Below are 14822 nucleotides of genomic sequence, written 5' to 3'. Positions count from 1 at the left end.
GCCTCCTAAGCTGCCGCCGCGGCGGCTTCAATTCACATCTGTGCGGGACTCAGCGCAGGTTGATCCGCAGCACCGCGGCCGAGGCGAAGGGCAGGAGCGCCAGCGCCCCCAGGCTGATCCCGGCCAGCAGCATAAGCGGGGTCTCGAGGGCCAGTCCCGCGGCACCGCGTCGCGCGACCTCCGAGCCGAAGACCAGCGTCGGCACGTAGAGCGGCAGGACGAGCAGCGACAGCAGCAGCCCGCCGCGCTTCAGGCCCACGGTCAGCGCCGCGCCGAAGGTGCCGATCACCGACAGCGCCGGGGTGCCGAGGAGCAGCGAGACGAAGAGCCAGACATAGCCCGGCCCCGGCAGGTTCAGGAGCACCCCGAGCGCCGGCGCCGCCAGCACCAGCGGCAGGCCGGTGGTCAGCCAATGCGCCGCCGCCTTCACCGTCACCAGCCCCTCCATCGGCAAGGGCGCGGTGGCCAGCAGCTCCAGCGCCCCGTCCTCGCGGTCGAGCGCGAAGATCCGGTCGAGCGACAGCAGGCAGGCCAGGAGCGCGCCGATCCACAGGATGCCGGGGGCGATCCGCGCCAGCAGCCCGGTTTCGGGCCCCACGCCCAGCGGCACCAGCACCGTCACCACCAGGAAGAAGGCCAGGCCCAGCCCGAAGCCGCCGCCGGCCCGCACCGCCAGCCGCAGATCGCGCACGAGGAGCGCGATCACAGGAAGGCCTCGTCGGCCCGCGCCAGTTGCGGCCGTGCCCGGAAGCCGGTCACGTCGAGCTCGCGCGCGGTGGCCAGGCCCAGGTCGATATGGGTGGCGATGAGCGCCGCACCGCCCTCGGCCAGGTGGCGGCCGACCGCCGCGGCGAAGAGCGCCACCGAGGCCCGGTCGAGCGACACGGTGGGCTCGTCGAGGGCCCAGACCGGCCGCCCGGTGACCAGCAGGCGGGCCAGCCCCAGCCGCCGCGCCTGGCCCGCCGACAAGGTGCCGGCGGGCCGGTCGGCGAGGTCGTCGAGGGCGAAGTCGCGCAGCGCGCGGTCGATCCCGCCGGCGCCGAAGGCCGCGGCCCAGAAGCGCAGGTTCTCGGTCACCGTCAGCGTCGCCTTGATGCCGTCGGCATGGCCGGCATAGGCGACGCCCTCGCCGCCCGCGACGCGGCCGGCAAGCGGCGGCGCCAGCCCCGCCACGCAACGCAGCAGCGTGGTCTTGCCGGCGCCGTTGGGCCCGCGCAGCACCACCGCCTCGCCGGCCGCCAGCGCCAGCGACACGCCGTCGAGCACCGGCACGCCACCGCGCGCCACCGAGAGCCCGGTCAGGGACAGAAGCGGCGCGCCGGTCATCGCGCCGCCGGCCGGTCCGCAGGACCGGACGGCCAGAGCAGCGCGCGCGCCAGCGCGCTCCGCCGGATCGCCGCCGGCCGGATCGCCTTCGTCCGGTTCAGACCGGCAGCACGGCCAGCGCCACGCGCCGGCCCTCCGACAACAGAACGTTGTAGGTGCGGCAGGCGGCCGGCGAGTTCATCACCTCCACGCCGAGCCCCGCCGCCTCAAGTTCGCCGCGCAGCCCGGCCGGCAGATGCGCCGTCTCGGCCCCGGTGCCCACGAACAGCACGTCGACCTCGCCGGCCAAGGCCAGCAGCGCCGCGGCGTCGTCATAGCCGCCCCAGGCCCGGGTGCCCTGCCCCGACAGCAGCAGCGCGCCCTCGCGCAGCGTGCCGCCGATGCGGAAGAAGCCCGGCCCGTAGCCGTCCACCGGCTGCGCGTCGGTATAGGTGATCTCGTTCAGCCGCATGCCGGCCCTCCCTGGCGCGCCTCAGGCATCCACGTTGGCGAATTGCGTGCCGCCGGCGCCGTCCTCGGGCTTCGACCAGTCGCGCTTGACGCCGAGCCGGTGCAGGATCGCCGAGGCCACGAAGATCGACGAATAGGTGCCCACGAAGATGCCCCAGATCATCGCAAAGACAAAGCCCCGGATGACGTCGCCGCCGAGCACGAAGAGCGCCGCCAGCGCGATCAGCGTGGTGATCGAGGTCATCAGCGTGCGGCTCAGCGTCTCGTTGATCGACAGGTTCAGCACCTCCTTGAGCGGGCGCTTCTTGAACCGGATCAGGTTCTCGCGCACCCGGTCGAAGACCACCACGGTGTCGTTCAGCGAATAGCCGACGATGGTCAGCAGCGCGGCGATGATGGCCAGGTCGAAGCGGATCTGCAGCTCCGAGAAGATGCCGATGGTCAGCACCACGTCGTGCACCAGCGCCGCCACCGCGCCGACCGCGAACTGCCATTCGAAGCGCAGCCAGATATAGATCAGCACCGCCGCGATGGCGAGGACCACGGCGATCACCGCGGTCTGGATCAGCTCGCCCGAGACCTTGGGCCCGACCGATTCCACCGAGGTGAAGGAGATGTCGGGGGCCACTTCGGTCAGCGCCGTGCGCACCCGCTCGATGGTCTCCGGGGTCACCGCTTCGGCCTCGTCCTGCGGCGCGATGCGCACCATGGCGACGTTCTTGTCGGGGCCGAAGGAGGGGTCGAAGACCTCCGAGATCACCACGTCGCCAAGCTCCAGCGCGTTCAGCGCCGATCGGTAGGCGCCGACATCGACCGGCTCGGCGCTCTCGGTGCGGATCGTGGTGCCGCCGCGGAAGTCGATGCCGAAATTCAGTCCCTGCAGCAGGAAGGAGGCCAGCGCCACCGCCACCATCACCGCGGAGATGCCGAGCCACAGCTTGGAGCGCGAGAAGAAATCCCAGTTCGTCTCGGCGGGGACAAGTTTCAGGCGCATGGTCCGGCCTTTCTCAAACGGTGATGGTCTTCGGGCGGCGGCGCTCGAACCACATGGTGATCAGCAGGCGCGTGACGAAGATCGCGGTGAAGACCGAGGTGCAGATGCCGAAGCCCAGCGTGATCGCGAAGCCGCGCACCGGGCCCGAGCCCATGGCGAAGAGGATGATCGCGGTGATGATCGTGGTGATGTTGGCGTCGACGATAGCCGACAGCGCCTTCTCGTAGCCCAGCTCGATGGCCCGCGCCGGTCCGCGCGCGGTCTTCAGCTCCTCGCGGATGCGTTCGAAGACCAGCACGTTGGCGTCCACCGCCATGCCCACAGTGAGCACGATGCCGGCGATGCCCGGCAGGGTCAGCGTGGCGCCGATCAGGCTCAGCAGCCCGAACAGCAGGAAGATGTTCAGGATCAGCGCGATGTTGGCGAAGATGCCGAAGAGACCGTAGGAGGCCACCATGAAGACCAGCACCGCCGCGAAGGCCACCGCGGTGGCGAGCTTGCCGGCCTCGATTGAGTCGGCGCCGAGCTCCGGGCCGATGGTCCGCTCCTCGAGGAAGGTCAGCCCGGCGGGCAGCGCACCGGCGCGCAGCAGCACCGCGAGCTGGGTCGATTCCTCGATGCTGAAGTCGCCGGTGATGATGCCCGAGCCGCCGGGAATGTGGCTCTGGATCACCGGGGCCGAGATCACCTCGTTGTCGAGCACGATGGCGAAGGGCGAGCCGATATTCTGCGCGGTGTAGTCGCCGAAGCGGCGCGCGCCGGTGGCGTCGAAGCGGAAATTGACCGCCGGCCGGCCGTTCTGGTCGAACGAGGGCTGGGCGTCGACCAGCTCCTCGCCGGTGACCACCGGCGCGGTCTCGAGGGTATAGTAGACGCCCTCCTCGTCCATCGCCGGCAGCACCTCCTCGCCGGGCCCGGGCTGCGCCTCGGCGTCGCTGGCGCGGCCCAGAACCGGTTGGAAGGTCAGCTGCGCGGTGGTGCCGATCAGGTCCTTCAGCTCCTGCGCCGAGCCGATGCCCGGCACCTGGATCAGGATGCGGTCGCCGCCCTGGCGCTGGATCGTGGGCTCGCGGGTGCCGACCTCGTCGATGCGGCGGCGGATGATCTCCAGCGCCTGCTGCAGCGTGCGCTCGTCGACCGCGCGCTGCTCGGCCTCGGAGAGCCGCACGACGATCTCGCGGCCCTCGCCCGCAACCTCGATGTCGTTGGCGCCGCCCTGCGCCAGAGCCGCGGTCGAGCTGACCGGGCGCGCCAGGTCGCGCACCGCGGCGAGCGCCGCCGCCATGCCCTCGGGCTCCGAGACCGCGACCCGCAGCTCGCCCGGCGCGCCGTCCTGCAGGCGGATGGTGCCGATCTCGTCGCGCAGCGGGCGCAGCGCGTCGCGGATCTCCGGCCAGAGCGCCTCGAGCCGGCTCTCATAGACGTCCTCGACCTGGACCTCGGCCAGCAGATGCGCCCCGCCGCGCAGGTCGAGCCCGAGATTGACCAGCCCCGAGGGCAGCCAGCCGGGCCAGCTTGCCGCGGCGGCGGCGCGCTCGGGCGTCTCGCCCTGGCGCTCGATGGCGATCACCGCGTCGTTGCGGCTCTCGACCCGGCCGTAGAACAGGTTCGGCAGGGCCAGGACCAGCCCGGTGAGCACCACCGCCCAGATCAGGACGCGTTTCCAGGTGTCGATCTGCAGCATCAGCGGGGCGCCTCGTAGTCAGCGTGGATCGGGTCGCGGGCGAGCGCCGGGACGGCTCAGGCTTCGGCCTTGGCCGGCTCGCTCTTCGACAGGACCTGGGCGATGGTGGCCTGCACCACGCGGACCTTCACGCCCTCGGCGATCTCGACGTCGAGCTCGCCTTCCTTGACCTTGACCACCTTGCCGATGATCCCGCCCTGCGTCACCACCTGGTCGCCCCGGCGCAGCGCCTGAACCATCTTCTGATGATCCTTGAGCTTTTTCTGCTGCGGGCGGATCAGCAGGAAATACATGATCGCGAAGATCAGGATCAGGGGGATGAACTGGGCGATGGCGTTGCCGTCCATGGGCAGGCTCCTTGTCGGTGGCGGTCGGGGACCGGGAGGGCCCAGTCGCGGTTTGCGCGGAACCTATGGCGGGCTTCGGGCCGATGCAAGCGCATGGGCCGACCGCTCTCGTCGCGGCAGCCGCCGCGCGCTACACTCCCCGGATGCGCCGCGTCCTCGCCCCCCTCCTGCTGCTCCTGGCCCTCGCGCCGCCGCCGCCCGCGGTCTCCGAAGAGGTCGGCACGGCGGCCCTTCTGCCGGCGGTCGGGCGGCTAAACATCGCCGGCTACCGCAGCCGCGGCATGTGCACCGCCACGCTGGTGGCGCCGGCTTTGGTTCTGACCGCGGCGCATTGCGTGCTCGACCGCGACGGCACGCCGAAGCCGCGCGCCGACATGGTCTTCGTGGCCGGCTGGACCGGGCGCGGCCATGCCGGGGCGTCGCGCATCCGCGCCCTGCGGCCGCATCCCCGGGCGATCGGCGCCGACGGCATCGACGTGGCGCATGACCTGGCGCTGCTCGATCTCGCCGTGCCGCTGGCGGTGACGCCGCTCGACCTCGGCGCCGCCTCCCCGGCCGGCCCCTTCGCGCTGGCCGGCTATGCCCGCGCCCGGCCGCACCGCCTGGCGCTCACCGAGGAATGCGGCGGCACCGCCGGGCGCCGCGGCTCGGGGCGGGTCTGGCGCCTCGATTGCCCGGTCGATTACGGCCAGTCCGGCGGCCCGGCGCTGTTCGGCGCAACCCGCAAGGTGGCCGCGGTGATCTCCGCCCGCGAGGGTGCCGCCAGCCTCGCCGTGCCGGTCGATGCCTGGGTCCGGGCCGAGATCGCCCGGCCCTACACTCCCCCGGGGGATTGAGGCATAAGGCCCGGGAATCGGCTTGCCGCCGGCCCCGGACCCTGCCCCAGACCCAAGGAGACCGCCCAGATGCACGACATCCGCGCCATCCGCGAGGCCCCCGAGGCCTTCGACGCCGCGCTGGCCCGCCGCGGTGCGGAGCCCGCCGCCGCGGCGATCCTGGCGCTCGATGCCGAACGCCGCGAGGCCATCCACGCGGCCGAGACCGCCCAGGCCGAGCAGAACCGCGCCGCCAAGGAAATCGGCCGCGCCAAGGCCGCCGGCGACGAGGCCGAGTTCGAGCGGCTGCGCGCCCTGGTCGCCGACAAGAAGGCCGAAGTGGCGGCGCTGCAGGCCCGCGCCAAGGCGCGCGACGCCCAGCTCGACGAGATGCTGATGGGGCTGCCGAACCTGCCGCATGACGACGTCCCCGACGGCGCCGACGAGGCCGACAACGTGGAGATCAGGCGCTGGGGCGAACCGCGCGAATTCGACTTCCGGCCGAAGGAGCATTACGAGCTCGCCGCGGTCCGCGACGGCATGGATTTCGAGACCGCCGCCAAGCTTGCCGGCTCGCGCTTCGTGGTGCTCTCGGGCGGCGTGGCGCGGCTGCACCGGGCGCTGGCGCAGTTCATGCTCGACACCCACGTGGCCGAGAACGGGCTGACCGAGACCTGGACCCCGGTCCTGGTGCGCGAGGAGATGATGCGCGGCACCGGCCAGCTGCCGAAATTCGGCGAGGACAGCTACCAGACCACCGACGGCCGCTGGCTGGTGCCCACCGCCGAGGTGACGCTGACCAACATCGTCAACGACCTGGTGGTCGAGGAGAGCTACCTGCCGCGGCGCTACGTCGCCCACACCCAGTGCTTCCGCTCCGAGGCCGGCTCGGCCGGCCGCGACACCGCCGGCATGCTGCGCCAGCACCAGTTCGAGAAGGTCGAGATGGTCTCGATCACCCATCCCGACCACAGCCGGTCCGAGCTCGACCGCATGACCGGCTGCGCCGAGGGCATCCTCGAACGGCTCGGCCTGCCCTACCGCACCGTGGTGCTCTGCACCGGCGACATGGGCTTCGGAGCGCGGCGCACGCATGACATCGAGGTCTGGCTGCCGGGCCAGGACACCTACCGCGAGATCTCCTCGGTCTCGGTCTGCGGCGACTTCCAGGCGCGGCGGATGAATGCCCGCTTCCGCCCGGCGGGCGGCGGCAAGCCGGACTGGCTGCACACGCTGAACGGATCCGGGCTGGCGGTCGGGCGCTGCCTGATCGCGGTCCTCGAGAACGGCCAGGAGGCGGACGGCTCGGTCACCCTTCCGGCGGCGCTGCATCCCTGGCTCGGCGGCCGCACCCGGCTCGACGCCGCGGGAGCGCTGGTCTGACCGCCGCCCGCCCCGACCCGGCCCCTCTGGGGCGCCGGGCGCGCGCCGGAGCCGCCGCCGCCTTCGCCGCGGCGCTGGCCTTTGCCGCGGCGCCGCTCCTGACCGGCGGCTTCGCGGGCTTTGCCGCCGACCGGTTCCCGGTGCCGCAATCCGACCCGCCGGTGCAGCCGGCCGGCTACGCCTTCGCGATCTGGGGGCTGATCTATCTCTGGCTCCTGCTCGGCACCGGCTACGGCCTGTGGCGGCGCGCCGGCGATGCCGACTGGACGCCGGCCCGGCCCTGGCTGGCGCTCAGCCTCGGGCTCGGCGCCTTCTGGCTGCCGCTGGCGGCGCGCTCGGTGCCGGCCGCCACGGCGCTGATCCTCGTCATGCTGGCCACCGCGCTGCTGGCTTTGCGGCGCACCGGCGGCCGCGACCGGGTCTGGCAGACCGCGCCGGTGGCGCTCTATGCCGGCTGGCTGACCGCCGCCGCGGCGGTCTCGCTGGGCCTGATGATCGCCGGCTACGGCCTGCTGCCCGAAACCCCGGCGGCGCTCCTCGCCATCGCCGGCGGCCTCGCCCTGGCGCTGGCGGTGCAGCGCCGGCTGTCGCGCGCCCCGGAATACGGCATCGCGGTGATCTGGGCGCTGGCCGGCATCCTCGTCGCCAATGCCAGCCCGCCGAACTGGCCGGTGGCGGGCCTCGCCGCCGCCGGCATCGCCGCCCTCCTGGCCCTGCGCCCGACCGACGCGGCCTGAGCCCCGCCCAGGCGGACCGCGGCCCCTGCCTTCTTCTGAGCCAAAATATCCCGGGGGTGCGGGGGCAGCGCCCCCGCCCGCCGGCCGGCCGCAGGCCGGGCGGCCAGCCCCGCGCACCTACACCCTTAGAGGTAATCCGCGCGCTGCAGCCCGTATTTCGCCATCTTCTCGTTCAGCGTCCGGCGCGGCAGGCAGAGCTCCTCCATCACCGCCGCGATCGAGCCCTTGTGGCGCCGCATCGTGTTGTCGATCAGCATGCGTTCGAAGGCCTCGACATATTCCTTCAGCGGCTTGCCCTCGGTGGTCATCACCGGCTTCATCTCGGCGTGGTCGTTCATCAGCAGCGAGGCGATGGTGCCGGTGCCGCGGCGCGATTGCAGCGTCGCGCGTTCGGCCAGGTTGATGAGCTGGCGCACATTGCCGGGCCACGGCGCCTGCAGCAGCTGCGCCGCCTCCTGGGCCGAGACCTGCGGCGCCTCGCAGCCGTACTCGTCGGCATATTGCTCGGAGAAGCGGGTGAACAGCGTCAGGATGTCCTCGCCGCGCTGGCGCAGCGGCGGCACGGTGATGCGGAGCGCCGCCAGCCGGTAGAACAGGTCCGAGCGGATCGCCGTCTCGCAGGTCTTGCCCTCGTCCTGGAGGTTGCAGATCGCCACGATCCGGGTCTCGGGCGGCGTGCCCTGCTCGTTGATCACCGACAAGAGCCGCGCCTGCGCCTGGTCCGACAGCGCCTCGATGTCCTCGAGCACCAGGGTGCCGCCGCGGGCCTCCTCGACCGCCGGCAATTGCGTGTCGTCGGGCTCCATCGGGCCGAAGATGCGCTTCATCAGCGTCGGCTCGTCCATCGCCGCGCAGGGCAGCAGCACGAACTTCTTGCCGGCGCGGCTGCCCACCGCGTGCAGGGCATGCGCCACCAGCGTCTTGCCGGTGCCGGTCTCGCCGTCGATCAGCACGTGGCCGTCGGCCTGGCCGAGATCGAGGATGTCCTCGCGCAGCCGCTCCATGGCCGAGGATTGCCCGATCAGCTTCTGCATCAGCTGGCCGCCATCGGACAGCTCCTTGCGCAGGATGCGGTTGTCGAGCGTCAGCCGCCGCGCCGCGGTGGCCTTCTTGGCCAGCTCCGACATGCGCTCGGGGTTGAACGGCTTCTCGAGGAAGTCGAAGGCGCCGATGCGCATCGCCTCGACCGCCATCGGCACGTCGCCATGGCCGGTGATCATGATCACCGGCAGCGAACTGTCGAAGCCCATCAGCTTCTTCAAAAAGGAGATGCCGTCCATGCCGGGCATCTTGATGTCGGAGATGACGATGCCGGGATAGTCGGGCCCGAGCGATCCCAGCGCCTCCTCGGCGCTGGCAAAGCTCTCGGTGTCGTAACCCGACAGCGCCAGCCACTGGCTGATCGACTGGCGCATGTCCTTTTCGTCATCGACGATCGCGATCTTCATCGCCTTGGGCATCGCGTTCACTCCGCGGCTTGTTGGTCTTCGGTCAGGATCGGCAGCTGCATTTCGAAAACGGCGCCGCCATCCTCGGCGTTCCGTGCCGTCAGGCGCCCGCCGAGATCGTGCACGATCCCCGAGGAAATGGCGAGGCCGAGCCCCACCCCGTCCCCGGGCTGCTTGGTGGTGTAGAAGGGCTCGAACAGCGCCTCCAGATCCTCGATGCCGTGGCCGTTGTCGCGCACCGTCAGGATGGCGGTGTCGCCGGAGGCCAGCAGCACCTCGATATGCGGGTTGCGCACCGTCTTGGTGGCGTCGAGCGCGTTGCGCAGGAGGTTCACCAGCACCTGCTCGATGCGGGTGCGGTCGCCCATCACCCGCACCGGATGATCGGGCAGGATGCGGTCGATGCGCACCTTCCGCGATTTCAGCTGCGGCTCCATCATCGACAGCGCCGAGGCCAGCGATTCGCCGAGATCGACCGGCGACAGCCGGTCCTGCCCCTTGCGGGCGTAGGATTTCAGCTGCCGGGTGATCGCGCCCATGCGCTCGATCAGGTCGTCGATGCGGTGGAAGGCGGCCTGCGCCTCCTCGGGGCGGTTCCTTTGCAGCAGCAGCCGCGCCCCGGCAAGGTAGGTCTTCATCGCCGCCAGCGGCTGGTTGAGCTCGTGGCTGACCGCCGCCGACATCTCGCCCAGGGCGGCCAGCTTGGAGCTCTGCTCCAGCGTCTGCTCGGCCACGGCGAGGTTCATCTGCACCCGCTCGCGGGCCGCGATCTCGCGCTGCAGCCGGGCGTTGAGGCGCCGCAGCTCCGCCGATTCGCGCTGGAACAGCGCCATGCGCAGGGCGGTCTTGCGGCTCAGCGCGTAGAAGGCCAGCGCCGCCAAGAGCGCGAAGACCATGATCTCCAGCGCCAGCACGCCGTTCACCCGCTCGCGCACGCTGGCATAGGTGGTGAAGGAGGCGATCGACCAGCCGCGGAACGGGATCCGGCCCTCGACCCGCATCACCGCCTCGCCCTGCACGTAGGCGTCGGCAGGCACCGCGCGCCAATCGGTGGTGGCCTGGATGGCGCGTTCGATGGCGGTCGCCGGGGATTGCCGGTCGAGCGCGTCGGCGACCTTCAGCCCGCGCCAGCGCGGCTCGGTGGCGAGGATGATCGTGCCCTCGCTGTCGGTCACCAGCACGGCGTCCGAGATCCCCGCCCAGGCGCGCTCGAACTTGGCCAGGTCGACCTCGACGACGATCACCCCGATGGCGGTGCCCTGGTCTTCCAGGCGTCGCGAATAGGTGAAGCGGTAGCCGCCGGATTCGCGCTCGATGGTGGTGAAGACGGTGGCGTTGGAGCGGATCGCGTCGACAAAATAGGGCGCCTGCCGGTGCTGTTCGCCCAGCCGGTTGCGGTCGGTGGCGGCCACCGTGCGGCCCTCGCGGTCGAGCAGCATGATCGAGGCGGCGCCGATCTCGTCCACGTAGGAGATCAGGCGCTGCGAGCTCTGCACGTAATCGCCGGAGTTCAGCGCCGAGATCAGCGCCGGGTCGCGGGCCAGGAGCTGCGGCACGATGGCGTTGCGGCGGATCTCCGAGAGCAGGTTGCCGGAATACAGCGCCAGCCGCAGCTCGGCGCGGTTGCGGGTGCTCTCGGTGAAGCGGTCGGTGAGCAGCGCATTGGTGACCCAGAGGGTGGCCAGCGCCGCCACGAACAGCGCGATCAGCGCTGCCCGTACCCGCCAGCCGAGCGGTCCGCTGCGCCGCGACCCGCTCCCCGTTGCGTCACCCTCCGACATGCACGGATCCTAATGTCACCACCGCCCGGCAACAAGTCAGGCGGTGGCCATGGCCTCGGCCAGATGCGCGAAAAGCCGCTGTCCGTCGGTGCCGCCGTGACCGGCATCGGCGGCGCGCTCGGGATGCGGCATCATGCCGAGGACCCGGCGGTTCTCCGACAGGATGCCGGCGATGTCGTTGACCGACCCGTTCGGGTTCTCGCCGTAGGTAAAGGCGATGCGGTCCTCGCCGGCGAGCCGCGCCAGGGTCTCGGCATCGGCGATGTAATTGCCGTCGTGATGCGCGATCGGGATGCGCAGCGTGTCGCCGGCGGCATAGCCCCGGGTGAAGACGCTGTCGGCGGTGCCGACGACCAGCGGCACCGTGCGGCAGATGTATTTCAGCCCGGCATTGCGCAGCAGCGCCCCCGGCAGGAGGCCGGTCTCGCACAGGATCTGGAAGCCGTTGCAGATGCCGAGGACGAAGCCGCCGCGCGCGGCATGGGCGGCCACGGCGCGGCAGATCGGCGAATTCGCGGCGATGGCGCCGCAGCGCAGGTAATCGCCGTAGGAGAACCCGCCCGGCACCGCCACGAGGTCGATGCCCTCGGGCAAAGCCGTCTCCTTGTGCCACACCATGCGGGTCTCGATGCCGGCGGCCTCGAGCGCCACCGCCAGGTCGCGGTCGCAGTTGGAGCCGGGAAAGACCAGGACCGCGGCGCGCATCACAGGGTCTCGATCCGGTAGCTTTCGATCACCGTGTTGGCGAGCAGCTTCTCGCACATCTCGGCGATGCGCGCCTCGCTGGTGCCGGGTGCGAGGTCGAGCTCGATCACCTTGCCCTGCCGCACGCCCTCGACGCCCTCGAAGCCGAGCCCGCCCAGCGCGTGACGGATCGCCTCGCCCTGCGGGTCCAGCACCCCGTCCTTCAGCATCACATGCACCCGTGCCTTCATCCGCGCGCGTCCCCGTGTGTTAGAGATGTTCCGTGCTTCCGGCGCCCGCCGCGGGGCGCCGGCGGCGTCAGTTGATCAGCGTCGGCTTGGTCACCGGATGGGCGTTCTTCGGCATCACGCCAAGCCGCCGCGCCACCTCGGTATAGGCGTCCGAGAGCGAGCCCAGATCGCGCCGGAACACGTCCTTGTCGAGCTTCTGGCCGGTCTCGGCATCCCACAACCGGCAGCTGTCGGGCGAGATCTCGTCGGCCACGACGAGGCGCTGGAAGTCGCCCTCGTAAACCCGGCCGATCTCGATCTTGAAATCCACCAGCCGGATGCCGACCGCCATCATCACCCCGGACAGGAAGTCGTTGACCCGGAGCGCCAGGCTCAGGATGTCGTCCATGTCCTGCTGGCTGGCCCAGCCGAAGGCGGCGATGTGCTCCTCGGTGACCAGCGGGTCGCCGAGCTTGTCGTCCTTGTAGTAATACTCGACGATCGGGCGCGGCAGCGCCGTGCCCTCCTCCATGCCCAGCCGCTGCGCCAGCGAGCCGGCGGCGATGTTGCGCACCACCACCTCGAGCGGGATGATCTCGCAGGAGCGCACCAGCTGCTCGCGCATGTTCAGCCGTCGGATGAAATGCGTCGGCACGCCGATATTCTTGAGGCCGGTCATGAAGAACTCGGACAGGCGGTTGTTCAGCACCCCCTTGCCGTCGACCACGTCCTTTTTCTGCGCGTTGAAGGCGGTGGCGTCGTCCTTGAAATACTGCACCAGCGTGCCGGGCTCGGGCCCTTCGTAGAGGATCTTCGCCTTGCCCTCGTAGATCTTCTTGCGCCGTGCCATGGCGGACCTTTCCTGAGACATGCGGACGCGAACCGGGCGCCCGTTTGACGCCTCCTTTAGTCCAAGCCCCCCTCGGTCGCAAGCGCCGCACCACGGGCCCCGCCCGGCGCCGCAAGCGGCGCTTGCCCGGACCGGGGCGGCAATGGCACCATGGTCCCCCGGAATTCTGTGTGAGGAGGACGCAGATGACCACCTTCGACGAACGCGAACGGGCCTTCGAGGCGAAATTCGCGCATGATGAGGAAATGCGGTTCCGCGCCGCCGCGCGCGGCTACCGGCTGCTCGGCCTCTGGGCCGCCGAACGCAAGGGCCTGAGCGGTGCCGAGGCCGACGCCTATGCCCGCGAGCTGGTGCGCTCCGATCTCGAGGTCAACGGCGCCGAGGCGGCGGTGGCGCGGGTCGCCGGCGATCCCGGGGTGCGGGCCGATGCCGACACCGTGCGGGAACGCCTGGCCGAATGCTTCGCCGAGGCCAAGCGGCAATTCACCGAGGACGCGGCCGCCTGACGCCCCCGCCGGCGCCCGGGGCGGCTTCGGACCTGGCCCGCGCCGGACCGGCATCTGTCGCCCGCCGCCCCGCGCCCTGCCGTATCCGGAACCCGGTGACGGCTGGCGTGCCGCGGCGCCGGTCAGAGCAACGCCGGTCAGAACAGCGACAGCTGGTCGCCGGGCTGCGGCGGCACCCGGAACAGGTCGCGGCGCAGCGGCGCGGTGGCGCGGTCGAGCCCGAGCCGGCGCGCCGCCAGCCGGAAGCGCTGGTCGATCAGTTCGGCATAGGGCCCCTCGCCGCGCATCCTGCGGTGCCAGCGGGAATCGTAGGTCTTGCCGCCATGCATCTCGCGCAGCCGCGCCATCACCCGGGCGGCGCGGTCGGGGTAGTGCCGCTCGAGCCAGTCCTGCCAGAGATCGGAGACCTCGCGCGGCAGCCGCAGCATGATCCAGCTCGCCGCGTCGGCGCCGGCCTCGGCCCCGGCCTCCATCACCCGCTCGAGTTCGGGATCGGTGAGCGCCGGCACCACCGGCGACACCATCAGCCGCACCGGGATGCCGGCATCGCTGAGGCGCCGGATGGTGGCCAGGCGGCGCGCCGGGGACGGCGCCCGCGGCTCCATCCGGCGCGCCAGGACCGGGTCGAGCGTGGTCACCGACAGGCCGACCCGGGCCAGTCCCGACGCGGCCATCGGCGCCAGGATGTCGATGTCGCGCTCGACCAGCGTGCCCTTGGTGACGATCGCCACCGGGTGACGGAAGTCGCGCAGCACCTCGAGCAGGCCGCGCATCACCTTCCGATCCCGTTCGATCGGCTGGTAGGGATCGGTGTTGGTGCCGATCGCCACCGGGGCGACAATGTAGCCGCGCCGCCGCAGCTCCCGGGCCAGCACCGCGGGCGCCTCGGGCCGGGCCACCAGCCGGGTCTCGAAATCGAGCCCCGGCGACAGGCCGAGATAGGCGTGGCTGGGCCGCGCGAAGCAGTAGATACAGCCATGCTCGCAGCCGCGATAGGGGTTGATCGAGCGGTCGAAGGGAATGTCGGGGGAGCGCACATAGGTCAGCACGCTGCGCGGCCGCTCCTCGGCGATCTCGGTGCGCAGCGGCGGCACCGCCTCGGCGATGTCCCAGCCATCGGCGAAATCCGCGCGGCTGTAGCGCTCGAACCGGCCGGCATCGCGCGACGCGGCACCGCGGGCGCGGCTCTGTTCGGGATCGACGGAGGTCTGGAACCGGGCCATGCTGCCATCATGGAACATTGCGCGAACACTGGCAAGCGCTCCGGCGACGACGGCCCGCGCACCCGCCGCCGGGGAAGCAGATTTTCGCCACGGTTTTCGCGGTTTCCCTTTCCAGCCCCCACGGGCTGACCCATATTGGGACTCAGAGAGGAGACGACGATGCCCGTGACATCCTTTACGCTGCTGCTGGCCTTCGTGCTGTGCGCCGCCCTGCTGACGGTCTGGGCGATCAGCGCATGGGGCGCGCTGACGATCCTGCCGGTGCTGATCGTGGCCGCGGCGCTGGCGCGCTGGGGCCTGGGCCACGTCCCTTTCGACGACCGTCACACCTGACGCTTCCGCCACGCCCGCTGTAGCGCCCGCC

The 14822-nt window shown here is 71.3% G+C and carries 17 protein-coding genes and 1 pseudogene; 5 read left to right on the top strand and 13 right to left on the bottom strand.

Features of this window, described 5'->3' with window-relative positions; all coding sequences use genetic code 11:
- Positions 1–49: 49 nt before the first annotated feature.
- From ccmB to yajC, 6 genes are all read right to left on the bottom strand, one after another.
- Positions 50–706, bottom strand: a complete 657-nt coding sequence (gene ccmB, locus ACXYMW_RS01400; RefSeq protein WP_459033488.1) for a heme exporter protein CcmB — start codon at positions 704–706, stop codon at positions 50–52.
- Positions 703–1326 carry a heme ABC exporter ATP-binding protein CcmA gene (ccmA, locus tag ACXYMW_RS01395; protein ID WP_459033487.1) on the bottom strand — a complete coding sequence of 208 codons (624 nt, stop codon included), beginning with the start codon at positions 1324–1326 and terminating at the stop codon, positions 703–705. The genes ccmB and ccmA overlap by 4 nt, the downstream gene beginning before the upstream one ends.
- A 97-nt stretch (positions 1327–1423) precedes the next feature.
- Positions 1424–1777: an Mth938-like domain-containing protein gene (locus tag ACXYMW_RS01390; protein ID WP_459033486.1), complete on the bottom strand. Its 354-nt coding sequence runs from the start codon at positions 1775–1777 to the stop codon at positions 1424–1426.
- Positions 1778–1798: 21 nt separating this feature from the next.
- Positions 1799–2770, bottom strand: a complete 972-nt coding sequence (gene secF, locus ACXYMW_RS01385; protein ID WP_459033485.1) for a protein translocase subunit SecF — start codon at positions 2768–2770, stop codon at positions 1799–1801.
- 13 nt (positions 2771–2783) lie between these two features.
- Positions 2784–4454, bottom strand: coding sequence for a protein translocase subunit SecD (gene secD / locus ACXYMW_RS01380; RefSeq protein ID WP_459033484.1), 1671 nt, complete (start codon positions 4452–4454; stop codon positions 2784–2786).
- A gap of 56 nt (positions 4455–4510) precedes the next feature.
- Complete coding sequence (gene yajC, locus ACXYMW_RS01375; RefSeq protein WP_459033483.1) at positions 4511–4801, bottom strand: preprotein translocase subunit YajC; 291 nt, start codon at positions 4799–4801, stop codon at positions 4511–4513.
- A 143-nt stretch (positions 4802–4944) separates the two neighbouring features.
- Here yajC and ACXYMW_RS01370 point away from each other — a divergent pair, with 143 nt between their 5' ends.
- The 3 genes from ACXYMW_RS01370 to ACXYMW_RS01360 all read left to right on the top strand — a co-directional run bounded on the left by ACXYMW_RS01370 (position 4945) and on the right by ACXYMW_RS01360 (position 7736).
- On the top strand, positions 4945–5637 hold the full coding sequence (locus ACXYMW_RS01370) for a trypsin-like serine peptidase (RefSeq protein ID WP_459033482.1): 693 nt from the start codon (positions 4945–4947) through the stop codon (positions 5635–5637).
- A 69-nt stretch (positions 5638–5706) separates the two neighbouring features.
- A complete protein-coding gene (gene serS, locus ACXYMW_RS01365) occupies positions 5707–6999 on the top strand; it encodes a serine--tRNA ligase (RefSeq protein WP_459033481.1) in 1293 nt (430 codons plus the stop codon).
- Between the two features lie 26 nt (positions 7000–7025).
- Positions 7026–7736, top strand: a complete 711-nt coding sequence (locus ACXYMW_RS01360) for a hypothetical protein (protein WP_459033554.1) — start codon at positions 7026–7028, stop codon at positions 7734–7736.
- Between the two features lie 125 nt (positions 7737–7861).
- Here the strand turns inward: ACXYMW_RS01360 and ACXYMW_RS01355 are convergent, their stop codons facing one another.
- From ACXYMW_RS01355 to purC, 6 genes and pseudogenes are all read right to left on the bottom strand, one after another.
- Complete coding sequence (locus ACXYMW_RS01355) at positions 7862–9196, bottom strand: sigma-54-dependent transcriptional regulator (RefSeq protein ID WP_459033480.1); 1335 nt, start codon at positions 9194–9196, stop codon at positions 7862–7864.
- A 5-nt stretch (positions 9197–9201) separates the two neighbouring features.
- Positions 9202–9702 (bottom strand): sensor histidine kinase, encoded by a 501-nt coding sequence (locus ACXYMW_RS01350; RefSeq protein ID WP_459033553.1) that lies wholly within the window; start codon positions 9700–9702, stop codon positions 9202–9204.
- Positions 9691–9867, bottom strand: a pseudogene (locus ACXYMW_RS01345) (histidine kinase dimerization/phospho-acceptor domain-containing protein); the annotation flags it as partial. The pseudogene ACXYMW_RS01345 and the gene ACXYMW_RS01350, both read right to left, overlap by 12 nt.
- 1134 nt (positions 9868–11001) lie before the next feature.
- A complete protein-coding gene (gene purQ / locus ACXYMW_RS01340; protein WP_459033479.1) occupies positions 11002–11670 on the bottom strand; it encodes a phosphoribosylformylglycinamidine synthase subunit PurQ in 669 nt (222 codons plus the stop codon).
- Positions 11670–11900: a phosphoribosylformylglycinamidine synthase subunit PurS gene (purS, locus tag ACXYMW_RS01335; protein WP_459033478.1), complete on the bottom strand. Its 231-nt coding sequence runs from the start codon at positions 11898–11900 to the stop codon at positions 11670–11672. Before purS ends, purQ begins: the two co-directional genes overlap by 1 nt.
- Before the next feature lie 67 nt (positions 11901–11967).
- Complete coding sequence (gene purC / locus ACXYMW_RS01330; protein ID WP_459033477.1) at positions 11968–12729, bottom strand: phosphoribosylaminoimidazolesuccinocarboxamide synthase; 762 nt, start codon at positions 12727–12729, stop codon at positions 11968–11970.
- A 185-nt stretch (positions 12730–12914) separates the two neighbouring features.
- On the opposite strand from purC, the gene ACXYMW_RS01325 reads away from it, so the two are divergent.
- Entirely contained in the window at positions 12915–13235 is a 321-nt protein-coding gene (locus ACXYMW_RS01325; RefSeq protein ID WP_459033476.1) for a DUF1476 domain-containing protein, read from the top strand.
- A 137-nt stretch (positions 13236–13372) separates the two neighbouring features.
- On the opposite strand, the gene ACXYMW_RS01320 is transcribed toward ACXYMW_RS01325, so the two are convergent.
- Positions 13373–14458 carry a PA0069 family radical SAM protein gene (locus ACXYMW_RS01320; protein ID WP_459033475.1) on the bottom strand — a complete coding sequence of 362 codons (1086 nt, stop codon included), beginning with the start codon at positions 14456–14458 and terminating at the stop codon, positions 13373–13375.
- A gap of 159 nt (positions 14459–14617) precedes the next feature.
- Here ACXYMW_RS01320 and ACXYMW_RS01315 point away from each other — a divergent pair, with 159 nt between their 5' ends.
- Complete coding sequence (locus ACXYMW_RS01315; RefSeq protein ID WP_459033474.1) at positions 14618–14791, top strand: hypothetical protein; 174 nt, start codon at positions 14618–14620, stop codon at positions 14789–14791.
- The last annotated feature ends 31 nt before the right edge of the window (positions 14792–14822 follow it).

The organism is Roseivivax sp. CAU 1761 (assembly GCF_054482755.1).
This window is presented reverse-complemented; position numbering and strand designations above follow the sequence as displayed.

Coding starts and splice junctions, on each gene's coding strand:
- purC (WP_459033477.1), bottom strand. CDS start 12,729: ATGGCACGGCGCAAGAAGATCTACGAGGGCAAGGCGAAGATCCTCTAC.
- ACXYMW_RS01325 (WP_459033476.1), top strand. CDS start 12,915: ATGACCACCTTCGACGAACGCGAACGGGCCTTCGAGGCGAAATTCGCG.
- purS (WP_459033478.1), bottom strand. CDS start 11,900: ATGAAGGCACGGGTGCATGTGATGCTGAAGGACGGGGTGCTGGACCCG.
- secD (WP_459033484.1), bottom strand. CDS start 4,454: ATGCTGCAGATCGACACCTGGAAACGCGTCCTGATCTGGGCGGTGGTG.
- purQ (WP_459033479.1), bottom strand. CDS start 11,670: ATGCGCGCCGCGGTCCTGGTCTTTCCCGGCTCCAACTGCGACCGCGAC.
- ccmA (WP_459033487.1), bottom strand. CDS start 1,326: ATGACCGGCGCGCCGCTTCTGTCCCTGACCGGGCTCTCGGTGGCGCGC.
- ACXYMW_RS01315 (WP_459033474.1), top strand. CDS start 14,618: ATGCCCGTGACATCCTTTACGCTGCTGCTGGCCTTCGTGCTGTGCGCC.
- serS (WP_459033481.1), top strand. CDS start 5,707: ATGCACGACATCCGCGCCATCCGCGAGGCCCCCGAGGCCTTCGACGCC.
- yajC (WP_459033483.1), bottom strand. CDS start 4,801: ATGGACGGCAACGCCATCGCCCAGTTCATCCCCCTGATCCTGATCTTC.
- ACXYMW_RS01320 (WP_459033475.1), bottom strand. CDS start 14,458: ATGGCCCGGTTCCAGACCTCCGTCGATCCCGAACAGAGCCGCGCCCGC.
- ACXYMW_RS01390 (WP_459033486.1), bottom strand. CDS start 1,777: ATGCGGCTGAACGAGATCACCTATACCGACGCGCAGCCGGTGGACGGC.
- ACXYMW_RS01370 (WP_459033482.1), top strand. CDS start 4,945: ATGCGCCGCGTCCTCGCCCCCCTCCTGCTGCTCCTGGCCCTCGCGCCG.
- ACXYMW_RS01355 (WP_459033480.1), bottom strand. CDS start 9,196: ATGCCCAAGGCGATGAAGATCGCGATCGTCGATGACGAAAAGGACATG.
- secF (WP_459033485.1), bottom strand. CDS start 2,770: ATGCGCCTGAAACTTGTCCCCGCCGAGACGAACTGGGATTTCTTCTCG.